Raw genomic sequence first — 17,307 nt, 5'->3', positions numbered from 1 at the left:
ACAGCCCTTACTAGGATGCGGGGCATGACTCCCGCCAAGCCGTCCCTGGAGATGCTCCGCGCGCTCACCGACGAGAACGTGCTGCGCGCGCTGATGGCGCACCCGCGTCTGACCAGGGCGGAGATCTCCGCCCTGACCGGCATCTCGAAGCCGACCATCTCCGACGGCGTGCAGCGCCTGGCCGGGACCGGGCTGCTCGTGGACACCGGCGAGCGCACGACGGGACGCGGCCGCGCGGGCTCGTACTACGCCCTCGCCCCCGCACTCGGCACCGCGCTGGTCGTGAGCATCACCCCGTACGGCGTGACCGGCGAGACCGTCGACGCCCTCGGCGCCACCGTGGACCGGGCCCGCGCGGATCTCGGCCGCAACGCCGGCGAACGCCGGGCCGCCCGCGCACTGGCGGAGGTCGCCGGGAAGCTCGCCACGTCCGAGCGGGGCACCCCGCGCACGGCGGTGGTCAGCGCCGCCGACCCGGTGGACCGGGCCAGCGGCAGACTGGTCCGGCTCCCCGACGCCCCGTTCCTGGTGGGCGACCTGGACCCGGCCGCCGTCCTCGCCCCGCACGTGACCGGTCCCGTCCAGGTGGACAACGACATCAACTGGGCGGCCCGTGCCGAACGCCAGGCGGGCGGCGCGGCCGGGGTGGACGACTTCGTGTACGTCCATCTCGGCGAGGGACTCGGCTGCGCCGTCGTCACGGACGGCGCCGTGCGGCGCGGCCACCGGGGCCTCGCGGGCGAGATCGCCCATGTGTGCGTACCGGGTCCGGACGGCACGGCGATGCCGCTGACCGAGGTGTTCGCCGCGCTGGAGCTGCGCCGGGACGACTCGACGGCCATCGACGCGGACGCGGTGAGGGCGGCGGTCACCGGGGACGGCACGGCGGACGCGGTACGGGTGCGCGACGCGCTCGCGCGGGCGGTCGGAGGGGTGCTGAGCGCGGCCGTCGCCCTGACCGATCCGGACCTGGTGGTCGTGGGCGGCGAGTGGGGCCGGCTGCCCGAGATGATCGACGCCATCCGCCGGCAGGTGGCGAACGGCCCGCGGCCCGTCCCCGTCACGGCGGCCACCGTGGCGGCACCGGAGCTGACCGGTGCCCGCGAGCGGGCGGTGGAGGAGCTGCGGGACCTGATCGTACGGTCGGCGCATCCGGCGCCGTGACCGGTTCCTCCGCGAAAACCGCTGGTCACCACCGGACCTCGCTGGTGGGATGGCCGGATGCGACTGGACACACCCACCGACGTGGACCGAGGCGCCTACCCGGACGCCGTCACACCCTGGGATCAGGAGGACTGGCGACGGGAAGCACTCGACTGGGTCGGTGAGCGGCTGACCGGGCACGGACTGCGGGCGAGCGGGACGCCGAGCGCGCGCGTACGGCCGTGGTCGCTGCTGATGCGGGTGCCCGTGGACGGGGACGGCACCGTGTGGTTCAAGGCGAACCCGCCGGCGAGCCGTTTCGAAGCCCCGCTGACCGCCGCCCTCGCCGACTGGGTACCGGGCCGGGTACTGCGACCGCTCGCCGTCGAGGCCGGGCGCGGCTGGTCGCTGCTGCCGCACGGGGGCCCGCTGTTGCGTACCGGGCTGGAGACCGAGCCCGTCGAACCCCGCGCGTGGGAGGACCTGCTCCAGCAGTACGCCACGACGCAGCGCGCCCTGGTCCCGCACACGGACGCGATCGAACGGCTCGGCGTGCAACGCATCCGGACGACCGAACTGCCCACCCTTTTCGACGCGTTGCTGGCCGCGAGCGGGTCGCTGGAGCCCGCGGACCGGGCCCGGCTCACCGCACTGCGTCCCCGGCTGGTCGACTGGTGCGCCGAGTTGGCGGCCCTGGGCATCCCCGACTCGCTGGACCACGCGGATCTGCACGAGGGCCAGGTGTTCCGCCCGGAGCCTGGCCGCTACACCTTCTTCGACTGGGGGGACGCCGTCGTCTCCCACCCCTTCAACAGCCTGCGCGTCCCGGGCCGTCAGGTGGAGCAGCGGTACGGCGCCGAGGTGCTGCCCCGGCTGCGCGACGCCTATCTGGAGCCGTGGACCGGCGACGGACACACGGCGGCGGAGCTACGGCGCGCGGCACGCATCGCCTGGCGTCTGGGCGTGCTGGGGCGGGTCCGTTCCTGGGGCGGTGTCTTCCCCTCGGCCACCCCGCTGACGGCCGTACTGGGCGGCCGCGCGCTGCTGGAACTGCTGGAGGAGCCGCCCTTCCGCTGAGGGCGAATTCGAGGTCAGGCCGTGGAGGAGCCGCCCGCGCGCATACGGTCCCGGCGGGCGTTGTTGTAGATGCGCAGCAGATGCTTGGCCACCGCGCAGGGGGCGGCGTCGGCGTGGCACTGGCGGCACGTGCGCACATGCTGGTCGTAGGAGAAACGCGCGTTCTCGAATGCTTCGTCGGCAGCAGACATGGCCATCTCCGGGCAGGGCGCGGCCTCGCGGACCGCGCCGACTTGACTGACGGGTAACACCCGAAGTCAAGGTGATCATGTTACTGCCGGTATTGGGAAACTGATCAGTAACCCCTCGCTGACCTGCACACATGCCCGTCACACGAAGGAGGGGGAGCCGTCCGCCGACGGCTCCCCCTCCCGCTGTGGCGCGCCGTCAGGAACGGCGCGTGCGGCTGACGTAGACCGTGCCGGCACCGAGGGCCAGCACCAGGGCGGCCCCGCCCGCGATCATGCCGACCGACCCCGCGCCGGTCTCCGCCAGCGGCGGCTTGGCGCCACCGTTGGGCGACGCCTTCGGCTCGGCCGACGGGGAGCTGTTCAGCGGCGGGACGTGCGAGCTGGTCGACGGCGTGCCGGAGGGCTTCGGCGCCGGGGTGGTCCCCTTGTCCGACGGTGCGCTCGGCTTCGGGCTCGCGGAGGACGCCGGGGCCGACGCCGACGGGGTGGGCGAGGACGGCGACTCCGGGGTGGTGGACTCGCAGCGCTTCTCACCGCCGTTCCACGCGGCGATCAGGTGGTACGGGGTGAGCACGCCGGTCCGCACGTCGGGCAACTGGCCGTGGCCCTCGCCCTCCTTGCCGTCGTAGGCGGTGTCGTCGCCGTACAGGTCTATCTGGCCGAAGCAGGTGGGCGCCTTCACGCTGAGCTTCTGCCAGGTGCGGCCCGCGTCGTCCTGACCCGCGACGTCCTTGCCGGTCAGGTAGACGGTGGCCTTGTCGACCATCTGCTGCCGGCCGGAGGAGGCCCAGTTCGGGCCCTCCGTGGTGTACTCCGCCAGCGAGACGGGGTACTTGCAGCCCTCGCCGACGCTCTGGCCGGGAGCCAGGCGGACCTCGACGGTGCCGGGGACGGTGTCCCACTGGTGGAAACCGCCCTGCGAGGTCCAGTCCGCGCCGACGGTCTTGCCGTCCGCGTCGACCAGGCGGTACTGGACGGTGGCGGACTGGCATCCGGCGCCGTCGGAGGCGTGGGCCGAGCCCGCCCCGATCAGGGGGGCGGCAGCCGCCGCGAGGAAGGTGGCCGCGACCGCGGCGAGGGACCTGGCTGGTTGAGAGCGTGACAAGGTGAGCCTCTGTCCATTCGGCAGGTGTGGGAGGTGGCGGACGCGGCACACCGGCGTCGGCGCACGGCGGTCGCGTCGCTTCGCTCGCCCGAGGCCAAGCGAAGATAGCCAGAGTCTTGTCGGCTTTACAACTCCCGTCAATTTCCCACGAGTTCGTCACCGTCGAAGCTCAACCGGACTGACTTCGCAGCTCAGCACGGATGGAGAATGTCGGCATCGGGCCCGGTATCCGGGAGTTGGGACGGTCGACATGTCCCGTCATCCCCGGACACGGACACCGCCGGATCTCCTCTCGCCGAGGGTTACTCGCCGGGTGCGACGGTCTGCGCGAGGAGGCGGGCGGTGCGCTCGATCAGCGACTCGTCCACGGGCGCGTCCCGCTCCGCCTTCGTGGTGAGCACGGCGAGCACGACGGGGGTGCCGCGCGTGGTCCAGGCGACCCCGAGATCGTGGGCGCTGGCGTAGGAGCCGGTTCCCGTCTTGTCCGCGAGCGTCCAGCCGTCGGGCAGCCCCGCGCGGAACCGCTTGGCGCTGGTGGTGTTGCCCCTCAGCCAGGCGACGAGCTGCCACCGGTCGGCGCCGGAGAGCGCGCGTCCCAGGGTCAGACGCTCCAGGCTCCGCCCGAGGGCGGACGGGGTCGTGGTGTCGCGCGGGTCACCGGGGATCGCGCTGTTGAGGTCGGTCTCCCAGCGGTCCAGCCTGCTCGCCTCGTCGCCGAGGGAGCGGAAGAACCGGGTGAGCCCGGCCGGCCCGCCGATGCGGCGCAGCATCAGGTTGCCCGCCGTGTTGTCGCTGTACTGGATGGCGAGCGCGCACGCGTCGCGCACCGGGATGCCCGTCTCCAGGAAGTCGCTGCTGTGCTCGGAGTTGGACAGGATGTCGGCGGGCGGGAAATGGATCACCTCGTCGAGCCCGGAGCGGCCGCCGCGGCCCGCGGGTCCAAAGTGATCGCGCAGTACGGCCGCCGCCGCGAACGCCTTGAACAGCGAGCACATCGCGAACGGCTCCCCCGCGCGGTACGTCACGTTCCTGCCGGTGCGCGTGTTGCGGGCGTAGACGCCGAGGCGGGCGTCGTACTCCCGCTCCAGCGAGCGCAGTTGAGCGGTCACGTCGTCGGGCGCGGAGTCCGCGGCGGCGCGTGCGGTCACCGTGGGGGTGTGCGCGGCGGCAGCGGCGAGGGCGCCGCCCGCCCGGAGCAGGCGGCGGCGGGGCAGGGGGCTGGTGCGGGGCATGGCGAGGTCCTCCCGGATCGTCCGTAGGAGTCGGCCGTCGGCATTCGTGGATCACCGACGGGAGGACAGCGAAACAGCCGCGCGCCACCCATGTCCAAGAGGGAACTTTGAAGCCCGCATGTCTTTTTGATATGACGCCTGAATGGATCTCCTCGCCCACCTCGCGGCCTACGCGGCGACCGCCGACGAGTCGAGCTTCTCGCGGGCGGCCGACCGGCTCGGGATCGCCCAGCCGCTGCTGAGCCGCCGCATCAAGTCCCTGGAGGCGCACTTCGGGGGGCAGCTCTTCGACCGGTCGCGACGGCAGGTGACCGTCACGGACCTCGGCATGTCATTGCTGCCGTACGCGCGGGACGTGCTGGAGCGGGCCGAACGTCTCGAGGGCGCCGCACGCTCGGCACGGGCGGGCCGGGTGCGCGCGGTCGGGGTGCCGCCGGACTGCGCCCCGGTGGCCCTGGCCCGGGTGATCCGGGCGGGCGCCGAGCACGGGATGCCGCTCTCGGTGCGCGAACTCACGCCTCGGGAAAGGGAGTTCGGAATAGCCGACGGCTCGCTCACCTACGCCCTCGCCCGGGTCGCCCCCGAACGGGCGCCGCTCCGGGTGCCGTTGGGGCTGGCCTCGGCTCCGGGGCGGGAGCGGCGCGTGGTGCATCTGGAGGATCTGCGACCGCGCCGGAAGCCCGGCGCCGCGCGGACGGCCGCCCTCCCTCTTCTCACCCTGGCCGAGGACGAAGTACCGGATCTCCGCGACCGGTTGACGCGTGCGGTGGCCCGTGCCGGGCTGCCGGAGCGGCTGGTCGCCGGCGCCGGTCCGGCCGCCACCGCGCTGGCCGAGACGCTGGCGGGGCGGGCGACGCTGCTGTGCGCGGAGCCGTTCGCGGCGCGGCACGGGGCGAGTTGGGCCCCGCTGGCGGACCTCTCGCTGCACCGGGGGTACGACCTGCGCGCGAGCGAGCGGGGCGGAGTGCCCGACTGGCTGGCGAGGCTTCTGGCGGCCACGGTGGGGGCGGTGCGGCGCGGTACGGCCGCCGGCCACCGGGCTGCCGCACAACCGGTGGTCGGCGGATGAGTGCCGAGGCGCCGTACCGGCCCGCGTTCACCGCTTCGGACGGGCGTCTGCTGGACGTCGCGGAGGCTGTCGCCCGCGACTGGGACGCGCTCGGGGTGCGCGGCTCGTTCCTCGCCCGCGACCTCGACTCGGGCGAGCAGCTCGGCTTCGACGCCGACACCTCGCTGCCGCTCGCCTCGGTGGTGAAGGTGCCCCTCGCGCTGGTGGTCCTGGACCGGATCGCGGCCGGCGAACTCGACCCGGCCCGCCCGGTGACGTACACCCCGGCAGCCGGCGCCGTCGGCCCGACCGGACTCGCGGCCTTCCGGCATCCGGCCACGGTGGCCGTCGGTGATCTGCTGCTCCTGATGCTCTCGGTGAGCGACAACGCCGCCGCCGACCTGCTGTTCGACCTGGTACCGGTCGCGGAGGTGGCCGCACGGCTGCGGGAGTGGGGGTGCCCGGAGCTCCGGGTGCGGCACCGGATGAGCCACATGTACGCGTGCGCGGCGGGCGCGTCCGGGAACGACTTCTCGCTCGCGCTGGAGCTGGCCGTGCGCGACGAGCGGACCGGGCGGCACACCATCGAGACGCTCGATCCGGCGCGGGCCAGCGCGGGGACGGCCTCGGCCCTGGTGGATCTGCTGGAGCGGGTGTGGCTCGACCGGATCTCCGTACCCGGTGCCACCGCCGAGCTACGGCAGCTGATGGGGCATCAGGTGTTCACCCAGCGGATGGGTGGTGAACTGCGCGCGGATTCCCTGCGGTTCAGCGGGAAGACCGGCACGTTCCTGCATCTGCGGCACGAGATCGGGGTGGTGGAGGCGGACTCCGGTGCCCGGGTGGCGGTGGTGGCGCTGACCCGCGCGGACCGGCGGGCGGCCCTCGCGCCGGACATCGACTGCGCGATCGGGGTCGCCGCGCGGGAGGCGTTCGAGGCGCTGCGCGGCTGAGGGCGGGGGGACACCGTGGTCGCCCGGCGGCGACCGGTCAGCCCCGGCCTCCGCTGAGCTTGCGCCACTCCGGCCCGACGCGCTTCCACTCCTTGTCCCACTCGGAGAGCTGCCGCCGCACCAGCGAGCCGCGCAGCAGCCTGCCCCCGGCCCACACGGCCGTACCGCTGACCTGGGCGACGAGGAGTCCGGTGAGCACGGTCTGGAGGGCGGCCTCGGCGGTGGAGGCGGGCGGGGGCACGGTCCGGCCGGTGCCGTCGGTCCACACGGTGGTGGCGGTGCCCGCCGAGGTCCCCGGCCGTACCTTGGCGCGTCCGGTGTGCACGGAGCCGTCGGGGTCGGTCCAGCGGACGGTGGCCCACACGTGGTCGCCCTCGTAGCCGCTGCCCTCGGAGACGGTCCGCGCCGCGTCCGCGGTGAGCACGGCGGAGACGGTGTGCACCTGGGCGCGGCGGGCGGCGAGCGAGGCGTCCACGGTCTGTCCGGCCGCCCAGCCGGCGAGCACCCCGCCGAGGACGGCGAGGACCCAGGTGAGAAGGATGACCCAGCCCTCGGCCAGATCGCTGCGCCGCCGCAGCGGGTTGCGCCGCCAGCGCCACAGGCGGACCCGGGTGACCGGGGGCGTCCATGGAATGCGAGTCATCGGCCGCCGCCTCCTCTCGCCTGCTCACGGCCGCGTGGCGGAGTCCCGGCCCGAAGGCGTCTTCACCACCATCGTGCACCCGGGCCCGCGTGGGCGCAGTCGGGGGCGGAAAAACCCTCGTATGCGCAGGTGGGGGCACGCGAAGGCGCCCGGGCCCGACCCGTGAGGGCCGGTCCCGGGCGCGGGCGGGGTACCGGTCAGGCGAGGTCGAACCGGCCGAGGTTCATGACCTTGTGCCATGCGGCGACGAAGTCCTTGACGAACTTCTCCTTGGCGTCGTCGCTGGCGTACACCTCGGCGACGGCGCGCAGTTCGGCGTTGGAGCCGAAGACCAGGTCGGCACGGGTGCCGGTCCACTTGACCTGGCCGGTGGCCGCGTCGCGGCCCTCGAAGGTGGCCTGGTCGTCACCGGTGGAGCTCCACGTGGTGCCCAGGTCGAGCAGGTTGACGAAGAAGTCGTTCGTCAGCGTGCCCGGGCGGTCGGTGAGGACACCGAGCTTGGAGCCCTGGTAGGTGGCGCCGAGGGCGCGCAGACCGCCGATGAGGACGGTCATCTCCGGAGCGCTCAGGGTGAGCAGGTTGGCCCGGTCGACCAGCATGTACTCTGCGCGGCCGGGGTTGCTGCCCTTGCCGACGTAGTTGCGGAAGCCGTCGGCGGCGGGCTTGAGCGCCTCGAAGGACTCGACGTCGGTCTGCTCCTGGGAGGCGTCCACCCGGCCCGGGGTGAAGGGCACCTCGACGGGGAACCCGCCGTCCTTGGCGGCCTGCTCCACCGCGGCGTCGCCGCCGAGGACGATCAGGTCGGCCAGGGAGACGTGCTTGCCGCCGGCGGAGGCGTTGAACTCCTGCTGGACGCCCTCCAGGGTGCGCAGCACCAGGGCGAGCTGGTCGGGGTCGTTGACCTCCCAGCCGCGCTGCGGCTCCAGACGGACGCGGGCGCCGTCGGCGCCGCCGCGCTTGTCACTGCCGCGGAAGGTGGACGCGGAGGCCCAGGCGGCACCGACGAGCTGCTGCACGGTGAGACCGGTGTCGAGGATCTTGCCCTTGAGCGCGGTGGCGTCGGACGCGTCGATCGGCTGTCCGACCGGCTCCGGCAGCGGGTCCTGCCACAGCAGCGTCTCCTCGGGGACCTCGGGGCCGAGGAGCAGGGACTTCGGGCCCATGTCGCGGTGGGTCAGCTTGTACCAGGCGCGGGCGAAGGCGTCCGCGAACTCCTCGGGGTTCTCGTAGAACCGGCGGGAGATCGGCTCGTAGATCGGGTCGAAGCGCAGCGACAGGTCCGTCGTGAGCATGTTCGGCGCGATCTTCTTGTTCGGGTCGAAGGCGCTGGGCACGGTGCCCTCGCCCGCGCCGTCCTTCGGCTTCCACTGGTGGGCGCCGGCCGGGCTCTCGGTCAGCTCCCACTCGTAGCCGAACAGGGTGGCGAAGAAGTTCTCGTCCCAGGTGATCGGCGTGGAGTTCCAGGTGACCTCGAGGCCGGAGGTGATGGCGTCGGGACCCTTGCCGGTGCCGTAGCTGCTCTTCCAGCCGAGGCCCTGCTGCTCCATCGGCGCGTCCATCGGGTCGGGGCCGACGTCGCTCGCCGGGCCCGCGCCGTGGGTCTTGCCGAAGGTGTGGCCGCCCGCGATCAGGGCGACGGTCTCCTCGTCGTTCATCGCCATGCGGCTGAACGTCTCGCGGATGTCGCGGGCCGCGGCGACCGGGTCCGGGTTGCCGTTGGGGCCCTCGGGGTTGACGTAGATCAGACCCATCTGGACGGCAGCGAGGGGCTTGTCGAGCTCACGGTCGCCGGTGTAGCGCTCGTCGCCGAGCCAGGTGGTCTCCGGGCCCCAGTACACGTCTGCGTCCGGCTCCCAGGCGTCGACGCGGCCGCCGCCGAAGCCGAAGGTCTTGAAGCCCATGGTCTCCAGCGCGACGTTGCCGGAGAGGATGATCAGGTCGGCCCAGGAGAGGTTCTTGCCGTACTTCTTCTTCACCGGCCACAGCAGACGGCGGGCCTTGTCCAGGTTGGCGTTGTCCGGCCAGCTGTTCAGCGGGGCGAAGCGCTGCTGACCGCTGCCGCCGCCACCACGGCCGTCGAGGGTGCGGTAGGTACCGGCGCTGTGCCAGGCCATGCGGATGATGAACGGGCCGTAGTGGCCGAAGTCGGCGGGCCACCAGTCCTGCGAGGTGGTCAGCACCTCGGCGATGTCCCGCTTCACCGCGGGCAGGTCCAGGCTCAGGAAGGCCTCGGCGTAGTCGAATTCCTCGCCCAGCGGGTTGGCCACGGGCGGGTTCTTGGCAAGGACCTTCAGGTTGAGCTGCTTGGGCCACCAGCGGTCGTTGCCGCTGCCGAGGGCGGGGTGCAGGGAGGTGGCGCCGTGGGCCACGGGGCAGCCGCCGGTTCCCTCGTCCTTCGGGTCAGTGACGATCGCTTCTTTGTTGTCGGGCATGTCAATCCTTCCGAAACGGACGGGACGCGGCGCTCAGGCCGTACGACCGGTGGAACAGTCGGGACAGGTGCCCCAGTAGACGACCTCGGCCTCGTCGATGACGAAGCCCCGGTCGTCGGACGCGGTGAGACACGGTGCGTGGCCCACCGCGCAGTCGACGTCGACGACGACACCGCACGACCGGCAGACGGCGTGGTGGTGGTTGTCGCCGACGCGGCCCTCGAACCGGGCGGGACTGCCGGCCGGTTCGATGCGGCGTATGAGCCCTGCCGCGGTGAGCGCGTGCAGGGCGTCGTAGACGGCTTGCAGGGAGATGTGGCCGACGCGGTCGCGGACCTTGTCGGCGATGGCCTCGACGCCGAGGTGGTCGCCGTCACGGACGGCGTCCAGCAGCGCGACGCGGGCCGCCGTCACGCGCAGGCCCGCACCGCGCAGCTCCGCGGCGGTGGTCGGAGGCTGGGATGCGGTCATGGCACCGAACCTACCTCCATAAACACGAAAGATTCAAGAAAACGAGTCATCCAAGTCTGATCTCGTGGCTTCCGGCGAACGCCACCGGCCCGTCCACGGCGAACGGCGCCCGGCCCCCGCATCATGGGTCCGCGTGTCCGGGGCGCCGGGACCGGCGGGCCGGGAGGTCCCCCGCACGGAGTGACGCGCCTCACGTATCGAGTGTCGCCTCACGCGCCTCACCCTGCCCATCGCAACCGCTTTCCGAAACCGCCCCGCCCTCACTCGTTCGGGTGTGGCGGGCGGGCCATCCGTGGCATGGCGGCGACTGTCTCGTTCGGCAGCAGTGTGATGTTCCCCGCGTGATGTGAATGAGGGGCACGGACGGGGCAACGCTCCCCTTCATGCCCCACGCGAACCTCCAGCGGCAGGTGATCGGATGAGCACGGCGACGACCCGGACGTCCCGGACGCCGCCCGACCGGACCGGCTCGGCCACGGCCGCCGCCTCCCCCTCGGCCGCCCCCAGATCCTCCCTGCCCTCGCTCACCGGGCTGCGGTGGATGGCGGCCCTGCTGGTCTTCGGACTGCACGTGAACAACTTCGGCTACTTCGGCGGGCAGCCGGGCCGCCTGGTGGCGTGGGCGTTCGGGCCGGGGGCGACCGGGGTGTCGTTCTTCTTCGTGCTGTCCGGCTTCGTCCTCATGTGGTCGGCCCGCCCCGGCGACCGGGCGCTCGGCTTCTGGCGGCGGCGCGTCGCCCGGGTCTACCCGGTGCACCTGGTCACCCTCGTCGTCGCGTTCGTGATGGCGTACACGCTGAGCGGACTGCCCCGGCCGCGCCCCGGGCAGGCGGCGGCCAACGTGCTGCTGGTGCACTCGTGGTGGCAGCCCTGGTGGCAGACGCTGAACCCGGTGAGCTGGTCGCTCGCCTGCGAGGCGTTCTTCTACGCCGCCTTCCCCGCGCTGTTCCTGGTGCTGCGGCGGCTGAGCGCGCGGGGCGCGGTGGTCCTGGGCGCGCTCGCGGTGCTGGCGGTGCTGGTACTGGCGCGGGCCGACTCGCACCACTGGCTGCACCAGCCGCTGTACTCGCTGCCGCCGGCCCGGCTGCCCGAGTTCGTCCTCGGCGCGGTCACCGCGCGGCTGGTGATGCTCGGGCGCTGGCGCGGCCCCGGTCTGGAGGCGTCGCTGGCGCTGGCGCTGCTCGGTTACTTCCTCGTCCCGCAGATCCGGGGCGGCTACACGGGGACCGCGTGCACCCTGGCCGGCTTCGTCACCCTGATCCCTGCGGCGGCCCTCGCGGACCTGCGCGGTCTGCCCTCGCTGTGGCGGCGCCGCCGGCTGGTCCGGCTCGGGGAGCTGTCCTTCGCGTTCTACATGATCCATCTGCTGGTCCTGCGTGCGGGCATCACCGTGCTCGGCGACAAGCCGCGCTTCGGCCCGGTCGCCGGGCTCGGTGTCACCGCGGCCGCCTTCGCCCTGTCCCTGGGCCTGTCGTGGCTCCTCTACGAAGCCGTGGAACGCCCCGCGCGGCGTCTCCTCCTGCGCGGTCACCGCCCCGAGTCCCCGGCTCCCCGGCCCGACCCCGAGCCGGTCCCGTCCGACGCCTGACCAGCGGCGGAATACCCGCTGGCGGTCGGCCACCGGTCGCACTACCGTTCCGCCGGGCGGCGCGCCTTCGACGCCGCCCGGCCGAGGAAGGGCGGGGACCGGATGGACCGGAACATACGCACCACGGAGGACGTGCTCAGGCTGCTCGACGGCCTGTTCGCGCCGGACGCCGACCGCTGGACGGACGGTGCGGCCTCCTGGTGGGACTCGTTCTACGGCGACCGGTCCCGGCCGGTGCCGTTCTTCCCCGCCAAGCCCGACGAGAACCTGGTCGCCCACCTGGACGCGGGCCTGATCGAGCCGTGCCGCGCCCTGGATCTGGGCTGCGGGCCGGGCCGCAACGCGCTGCACCTGGCCGCGCGGGGCTTCGAGGTGGACGCCGTCGACCTGTCCCCGACGGCCGTGGCCTGGGGCGAGGAGCGGGCCCGGGAGACCGGCGTGAAGCTGCGCTTCCACCGCGGTGACGCCTTCGAGCTGACCCGTGAGACCCTCGGTGGTCCGTACGGGCTGGTCTACGACTCCGGCTGTTTCCACCATCTGCCGCCGCACCGCCGCGTGAGCTACCTCCAGCTCCTGGACCGGGTCCTCGCGCCCGGCGGACACTTCGCGCTCACCTGTTTCGCCGTCGGGCACATGGGCTCGGAGGTGTCCGACGCGGAGCTGTACCGGGACGGCAGGCTGCACGGTGGGCTCGCGTACACGGCGGAGTCGTTGCGCTGGATCTTCCAGGACCTCACGGAGGTGGAGCTGCGGCCCATGCGGGAGCAGGACGAGGGCGCGGACGTGCTGGGGCTGCCGTTCCTGTGGACCGCGCTCTTCCGCCGCCCGGACTGAGGGCGGACAGCCGTGAGCCGGCTCCCCGGGCGGGGAGCCGGCTCACGGTGGGCGTCAGGAGTTGACGCAGGCGTTGCCGAACGCCGGGTTCAGCAGACCGACGACGTCGATCGAGTTGCCGCACAGGTTGACCGGGATCTCGATCGGTACCTGGATGACGTTGCCGGAGGCGACACCGGGGCTGCCGACCGCGACGCCGGTCGTCGGGTCGGGGTCCGCCGCGTGGGCCGCCGTGGTGCCGGCGAGGGCAAGGGAGCCCGCGAGAAGGGCCGTTGTGGCAATGCTGCGCATACGCATGAGGTGCCTCACTGGTCGAGATCAGGACCCTTCCATCACAACGGCAACTCCCCCGGCGCGCCCGCGCTGCTACTCCGTTAGGGACGGGGCGGTACGGCGGCCGGACGAGGCGCTGCGGGGCGGGGAGAACGCCCGGGCCCCCGGGCCGGAAACCGCCGGGACCGGGACGGCGGCGGGCGCCGTCCCGTGGGTGAAGTCGGCCGGTCGGTACGGCTGTTGCCGTGTACGTCCGGCCTTCCCGGGGCCACCAGGACCGGGGGCCGTCGGCGGGTCCGGCACGGGGCCGTCCGCGTACGTCACCCTAGGCGGCGTACGCGGACGGCGCAGTGCGGTGCGTGGCTACGGGAACCGGGTCACCTTGGAGGGGACGGTGTCCGAGCCCGAGGTGGGCGCGCCGGTGTTGTTGACGACGTGGGCGTACTGCCCCTTGCCGCCGAGGGAGATCACCAGCAGGTCGTGCAGCTTGATGCCCGCGCCCGTCGGCACCTGGAAGCCGTGGGCCTGGACGATCGAGGGGTCGGAGGTGAAGTTGCAGTAACTCCCCAGCCCCCAGGCCTCGTGCGTGGTGACCGAGTCGGCGACCTTGTAGGCCGCGTAGCCCACGATGCCGTCGTGCGTGACGGCGGCCGCGTTGGGCACGTCGTACGCCTTCTCGTTCTGGAAGAAGATCGTGCGGCCGCGCTCGCCGGCCCAGTACACGTCGTACTTGTTGTAGTGCTCGACGAACAGCCCGGTGGCGAGTACGTCGTTGCCGTTGACGCGCAGGCCGTAGTCGGCGCGGTTGGTGTCCCAGCCGACGCCGCTGCCGTGGTCGGCGCGCCACAGCCAGGTGTGGTCGATGATGACGTTGTTGCTGTTGACCACGACCGAGTTGGTGGCGAGGCCGGGGCCCGCGCCGCCGATGCGCACGAACACGTCCTGCATGGTGGTGGGGTTGGCGGAGTGGTCGGCGGTGGAGCCGGGGGTGCCGATCCGCAGCAGGGTGTCGGAGTTGACCGGGCCCGCGTCGATGAGGAACCCGGCGAGCTTCACGCCGTCCACGTCGGCGACGTGCATCGCGTCGATGCCGTTGTCGGGGACGATGGTGGCGAGGCCGAGCCCGAGGACCACGGTGTTGGCGCGGTTGACCTCGATGGTCTGGTCGAGGTGGTAGACACCCGGCGTGAACAGGAGGTTGAGGCCCTGGGCGAGGGCCGCGTTGATGGTGGCGGCGGTCGCGCCGGGCTTGACGACGTAGAACTGGTCGAGCGGGATCGAGCTGCCCGCGTTGGCCGGCCAGGACACGCCCCGTGCGTTGGTGCGCTTGGCGGGGACGAACACCTTGTAGGTGCTGCCGTCGAGGTAGAGGAACGGCTTCTCGCGGGAGACGGGGGTGTTGTCCAGCGTGGTGTACGGGCCGCTGTCGAAGTTGGTCGCGGGCGCGCCCTGGACGCCGGTGAAGGTCATGTTCCAGACGCCGTTGGTCCAGCCGCCCACCGAGCTGTCGCGGGTGTACCACTGCTGCTGGGAGTACGGGCCCACGGTGCCGTCGATCTTCGAGTCGGCGATGTAGCCGCCGGAGGCCCAGCCGTAGCCGTTCGGGGCGAGGTTGAGGCCGCCCTGGACGTGGATGCGGCGGAACGGCGCGGCCTGCGCGACGGCCCACCGGTCGTCACCGCTGACCGGGCGGATGGCGAGGTTCTCCGCCGAACGCCAGAAGTTCTGCGTGGCGTTGCCGTTGAACCAGCCCGCGTCCACGGTGATGTCGCCGTTGATCTGGGTGTCGTCGGGGTTCATCCCGAGGCCGGAGATCGAGGTGTAGAAGCCGAGTTGGGCGTTGATGTTGTTGTAGGTGCCGGGCTTCAGCAGGAACTGGTAGCGGCCGGAACCGAACTGGTTCGACTCCTGACGGGAGAAGACGTCGTCGAACTTCTGCTGGAGGTTCGATGTCGAGGGGTCGACGACGATGACGTTGGGGCCGAGGTCGCCGCCGCCCTGGACCGGCGGGGTGCCGGTGGTGCCGGTGTGCACGGCGAACTCCCACAGCGAGTAGCCGTAGGCCGTGCCGCGCGCGGTGCCGTAGACGCGGACGTAGCGCCCCGATCCGCTCACGGTGTAGGAGGCGTTGCCGCCGCTCGCGCCGGTGACGGACTTCAGCGTGCTCCAGCTCTGGCCGTCGGTGGACGACTCGATACGGAAGTCCTTGCCGTACGCGGCCTCCCAGCGCAGGTCGACCCCGCACAGGTCCTTGACCGAGCCCAGGTCGACCTGGAGCCACTGCGGGTCGGACGCCTGGCTGGACCAGCGGGTGGCGTTGTTGCCGTCGACGGCGGCGGAGGCGGGGAAGTCCGCGCTCTCGGTGGAGGAGGAGGTGGCGGGCCTGCCCTGCGCGGCGTTGGCGGTGCCGCAGGCTGTCTGGCCGCCGCCGGAGGTGCCGAAGACCTGGAACTCCCAGAGGGAGTAGCCCCATTGGGTGGCCCGGTGGACGCCGAGCATCCGGACGTAGCGGCCCTGTCCGGAGACGTCGACGGTGTCGGTTCCCCCGTCGGAGCCGGTGACGGACTTCAGGTCGGTCCAGGTGGTGCCGTTGTCGGAGATCTGGAGCTTGTAGTCCTTGCCGTAGGCGGCCTCCCAGTTCAGGACCACGCTGGTCACGCTCGCACTGGCGCCGAGGTCGACGCGCAGCCACTGGTCGTCGGTCGCGGCGGAGGACCAGCGGGTGGAGCTGTCGCCGTCCACGGCGGCGGCTGCCGGGGTTCCGGCGTTCTCCTCGGAGGAGGCGGTGGTCGTGCGGCCCTGCGAGAGGGGGGTCTCGGCCGCGCCGGCCGAGGGATGGGCGGCGGGCAGGGCGAGCAGGGCCGCCGTGACGGCGAACACTGCACCCAGGGATCTCAGTCTCATGCTGCGGCTCCTGCGGCTCGGGGGCCGGAACACCGGCCTCCCCACTTAGTTCATGTTTTGATTTAAGGGATGAACCAAACGGGCGGCAAGCCTTCGGAACTCAAATCCTTTACGCAACAGGGGCGTTCACACACACGGGCCGTTCACACCACGACGGGACCGGCCGGACCACGCGAGGCGGTCCGGCCGGTCGTCAACTTCCTTGCTGGGTAGGTCGGTTCAGCGGCGCGGGCGCCCCTGGGTGCGCAGTTCGCCCACCGTCCTCAGCAGCCTGTCCGCGGGTTCGCGCAGCCGGGGATGGGCCAGCACCGTGTTGCGCAGACCCCGCACCGGGCGGCGCCACATGCGCTGCGCGAGCGCGACCGGATGCGGCCGGGCGGCGAAGCCCTCACCCACCCGCAGTTCGCGGGTCTTGAGCCAGTCCTTGTACTCCTTGTCGCCACGCCCGAGGTCCACCAGGGTCACCCCGCCGCGCGCGGCGCCCTCGGCGGTGCGCAGATGCATCATCAACCCCGGCGAGTAGTAGTGCAGTTCGGGGTCGTAGGCGGTGAACCAGGCGGCCAGGACGGTACTGGAGCGGGGTCCGAAGTGGGCGGCCACCGGGCGGTCGCCGGCGTACAGCACGGACAGGACGCCGGTGAAATGCTCGGCCCGGACGTGGAAGAGATGGTCCGTCAGATCGACGATCCACGGCCGGGAGAACCGGTCCATCCGGCCCGTGCGGCGGTACTGCGCGGACTTCCACCGCATGAGCGTGCGCAGCACCTTCGGGTCGCGCTCGTCGAAGACGAAACGGACCTCGCCGATGTCCCGGCCGAGCCTGCGCTCCTTCTTCAGCGTGGTCTTGGCGAGCCCCGGATAGGTGGCGCGCAGCCACTCGGCATAGGTGCCGTCGCCGGGCTTCACGTCGATCACCGGGGAGGCGAACGTGCCGGTGACGTACGGCGCGAACGGCCGCTGCTCCTGGACGAGATGGTCGAACTCGAAGAGGCTGAGCCCGCAGGCCCTCAGCAGCTCGCCGGTGTCCCAGGTGACGCCGGGCCGGTGCACCAGCGCCTGGCAGTCGGAGAGTCCGAGGCCGATGGCCCGTCCCGTCCCCAACGGCCCGCGCTCGTACGGCAGGAAGCCGACCGGCTCGCCGCCCTCCCGCAGCACCGCGACGCGGACCCCGCCGCGATGACGGCCGACCCCGATGGCGAACTCGGGTGCCAGGAACGGGTTGGCGTACTCGGGCGACTCGTCCATCGCCCGGTGCCAGGCTCCGCGCAGCGCGGAGGTCAGGTCGCCGGGTCTGTGGATGGTGATCTCCACCTCAGATCGACCGCCCTTCCGGCGCCGCCGCCCCGGGCGCCGCATGGCGCACCCCACCCCTGTTGCCGCTCATCTTTTCGCCGTCCCCCCGCCCTGCGCCGA

The 17,307-nt window shown here is 72.5% G+C and carries 15 protein-coding genes; 6 read left to right on the top strand and 9 right to left on the bottom strand.

Annotated features, from left to right (window positions below; all coding sequences use genetic code 11):
• Positions 1-24 precede the first annotated feature (24 nt).
• Together ACWEEU_RS07140 and ACWEEU_RS07135 are read left to right on the top strand one after the other, a co-directional pair.
• Positions 25-1,164: an ROK family transcriptional regulator gene (locus ACWEEU_RS07140; protein ID WP_385748490.1), complete on the top strand. Its 1,140-nt coding sequence runs from the start codon at positions 25-27 to the stop codon at positions 1,162-1,164.
• A 57-nt stretch (positions 1,165-1,221) separates the two neighbouring features.
• Complete coding sequence (locus tag ACWEEU_RS07135; protein WP_451729426.1) at positions 1,222-2,220, top strand: phosphotransferase; 999 nt, start codon at positions 1,222-1,224, stop codon at positions 2,218-2,220.
• Between the two features lie 14 nt (positions 2,221-2,234).
• Here ACWEEU_RS07135 and ACWEEU_RS07130 read toward each other — a convergent pair whose 3' ends face one another.
• The 3 genes from ACWEEU_RS07130 to bla form a co-directional block, all read right to left on the bottom strand.
• Positions 2,235-2,411, bottom strand: a complete 177-nt coding sequence (locus ACWEEU_RS07130; RefSeq protein WP_385748495.1) for a hypothetical protein — start codon at positions 2,409-2,411, stop codon at positions 2,235-2,237.
• Positions 2,412-2,607: 196 nt separating this feature from the next.
• On the bottom strand, positions 2,608-3,516 hold the full coding sequence (locus ACWEEU_RS07125) for a hypothetical protein (RefSeq protein WP_385748498.1): 909 nt from the start codon (positions 3,514-3,516) through the stop codon (positions 2,608-2,610).
• Between the two features lie 302 nt (positions 3,517-3,818).
• On the bottom strand, positions 3,819-4,748 hold the full coding sequence (bla, locus tag ACWEEU_RS07120) for a class A beta-lactamase (protein WP_451729421.1): 930 nt from the start codon (positions 4,746-4,748) through the stop codon (positions 3,819-3,821).
• A gap of 142 nt (positions 4,749-4,890) precedes the next feature.
• On the opposite strand from bla, the gene ACWEEU_RS07115 reads away from it, so the two are divergent.
• A complete protein-coding gene (locus ACWEEU_RS07115) occupies positions 4,891-5,817 on the top strand; it encodes a LysR family transcriptional regulator (RefSeq protein WP_451729418.1) in 927 nt (308 codons plus the stop codon).
• Positions 5,814-6,749 (top strand): serine hydrolase, encoded by a 936-nt coding sequence (locus tag ACWEEU_RS07110; RefSeq protein WP_451729415.1) that lies wholly within the window; start codon positions 5,814-5,816, stop codon positions 6,747-6,749. Before ACWEEU_RS07115 ends, ACWEEU_RS07110 begins: the two co-directional genes overlap by 4 nt.
• A gap of 37 nt (positions 6,750-6,786) precedes the next feature.
• On the opposite strand, the gene ACWEEU_RS07105 is transcribed toward ACWEEU_RS07110, so the two are convergent.
• The 3 genes from ACWEEU_RS07105 to ACWEEU_RS07095 all read right to left on the bottom strand — a co-directional run bounded on the left by ACWEEU_RS07105 (position 6,787) and on the right by ACWEEU_RS07095 (position 10,295).
• Positions 6,787-7,392: an Rv1733c family protein gene (locus tag ACWEEU_RS07105; RefSeq protein ID WP_385748506.1), complete on the bottom strand. Its 606-nt coding sequence runs from the start codon at positions 7,390-7,392 to the stop codon at positions 6,787-6,789.
• 197 nt (positions 7,393-7,589) lie between these two features.
• Positions 7,590-9,824, bottom strand: coding sequence for a catalase/peroxidase HPI (gene katG / locus ACWEEU_RS07100; protein WP_385751274.1), 2,235 nt, complete (start codon positions 9,822-9,824; stop codon positions 7,590-7,592).
• Between the two features lie 33 nt (positions 9,825-9,857).
• Positions 9,858-10,295, bottom strand: coding sequence for a Fur family transcriptional regulator (locus ACWEEU_RS07095; RefSeq protein ID WP_366805487.1), 438 nt, complete (start codon positions 10,293-10,295; stop codon positions 9,858-9,860).
• A 418-nt stretch (positions 10,296-10,713) separates the two neighbouring features.
• Between ACWEEU_RS07095 and ACWEEU_RS07090 the strand changes: the two genes are divergently transcribed.
• Together ACWEEU_RS07090 and ACWEEU_RS07085 are read left to right on the top strand one after the other, a co-directional pair.
• Positions 10,714-11,883 (top strand): acyltransferase family protein, encoded by a 1,170-nt coding sequence (locus ACWEEU_RS07090; RefSeq protein WP_451729410.1) that lies wholly within the window; start codon positions 10,714-10,716, stop codon positions 11,881-11,883.
• Between the two features lie 102 nt (positions 11,884-11,985).
• On the top strand, positions 11,986-12,717 hold the full coding sequence (locus ACWEEU_RS07085; protein ID WP_451729407.1) for a class I SAM-dependent methyltransferase: 732 nt from the start codon (positions 11,986-11,988) through the stop codon (positions 12,715-12,717).
• Positions 12,718-12,771: 54 nt separating this feature from the next.
• Here ACWEEU_RS07085 and ACWEEU_RS07080 read toward each other — a convergent pair whose 3' ends face one another.
• The 3 genes from ACWEEU_RS07080 to ACWEEU_RS07070 form a co-directional block, all read right to left on the bottom strand.
• Positions 12,772-13,008, bottom strand: a complete 237-nt coding sequence (locus ACWEEU_RS07080) for a chaplin (protein ID WP_018548715.1) — start codon at positions 13,006-13,008, stop codon at positions 12,772-12,774.
• A 345-nt stretch (positions 13,009-13,353) separates the two neighbouring features.
• Entirely contained in the window at positions 13,354-15,894 is a 2,541-nt protein-coding gene (locus tag ACWEEU_RS07075; RefSeq protein ID WP_451729402.1) for a discoidin domain-containing protein, read from the bottom strand.
• A gap of 219 nt (positions 15,895-16,113) precedes the next feature.
• Positions 16,114-17,205 carry a GNAT family N-acetyltransferase gene (locus ACWEEU_RS07070; protein WP_385748093.1) on the bottom strand — a complete coding sequence of 364 codons (1,092 nt, stop codon included), beginning with the start codon at positions 17,203-17,205 and terminating at the stop codon, positions 16,114-16,116.
• Positions 17,206-17,307 lie beyond the last annotated feature (102 nt).

It is taken from the genome of Streptomyces sp. NPDC005004 (genome assembly GCF_053600675.1).
Note: the sequence above shows the minus strand (reverse complement) of the source record. Positions and strands in the feature narration are given on the sequence as shown.

Excerpts from the sequence above, each read along its gene's own strand:
- ACWEEU_RS07140 (WP_385748490.1), top strand. The coding sequence starts at position 25 with ATGACTCCCGCCAAGCCGTCCCTGGAGATGCTCCGCGCGCTCACCGAC.
- ACWEEU_RS07135 (WP_451729426.1), top strand. The coding sequence starts at position 1,222 with ATGCGACTGGACACACCCACCGACGTGGACCGAGGCGCCTACCCGGAC.
- ACWEEU_RS07130 (WP_385748495.1), bottom strand. The coding sequence starts at position 2,411 with ATGTCTGCTGCCGACGAAGCATTCGAGAACGCGCGTTTCTCCTACGAC.
- bla (WP_451729421.1), bottom strand. The coding sequence starts at position 4,748 with ATGCCCCGCACCAGCCCCCTGCCCCGCCGCCGCCTGCTCCGGGCGGGC.
- ACWEEU_RS07115 (WP_451729418.1), top strand. The coding sequence starts at position 4,891 with ATGGATCTCCTCGCCCACCTCGCGGCCTACGCGGCGACCGCCGACGAG.
- ACWEEU_RS07110 (WP_451729415.1), top strand. The coding sequence starts at position 5,814 with ATGAGTGCCGAGGCGCCGTACCGGCCCGCGTTCACCGCTTCGGACGGG.
- ACWEEU_RS07105 (WP_385748506.1), bottom strand. The coding sequence starts at position 7,392 with ATGACTCGCATTCCATGGACGCCCCCGGTCACCCGGGTCCGCCTGTGG.
- katG (WP_385751274.1), bottom strand. The coding sequence starts at position 9,824 with ATGCCCGACAACAAAGAAGCGATCGTCACTGACCCGAAGGACGAGGGA.
- ACWEEU_RS07095 (WP_366805487.1), bottom strand. The coding sequence starts at position 10,295 with ATGACCGCATCCCAGCCTCCGACCACCGCCGCGGAGCTGCGCGGTGCG.
- ACWEEU_RS07090 (WP_451729410.1), top strand. The coding sequence starts at position 10,714 with ATGAGCACGGCGACGACCCGGACGTCCCGGACGCCGCCCGACCGGACC.
- ACWEEU_RS07085 (WP_451729407.1), top strand. The coding sequence starts at position 11,986 with ATGGACCGGAACATACGCACCACGGAGGACGTGCTCAGGCTGCTCGAC.
- ACWEEU_RS07080 (WP_018548715.1), bottom strand. The coding sequence starts at position 13,008 with ATGCGCAGCATTGCCACAACGGCCCTTCTCGCGGGCTCCCTTGCCCTC.
- ACWEEU_RS07075 (WP_451729402.1), bottom strand. The coding sequence starts at position 15,894 with ATGAGACTGAGATCCCTGGGTGCAGTGTTCGCCGTCACGGCGGCCCTG.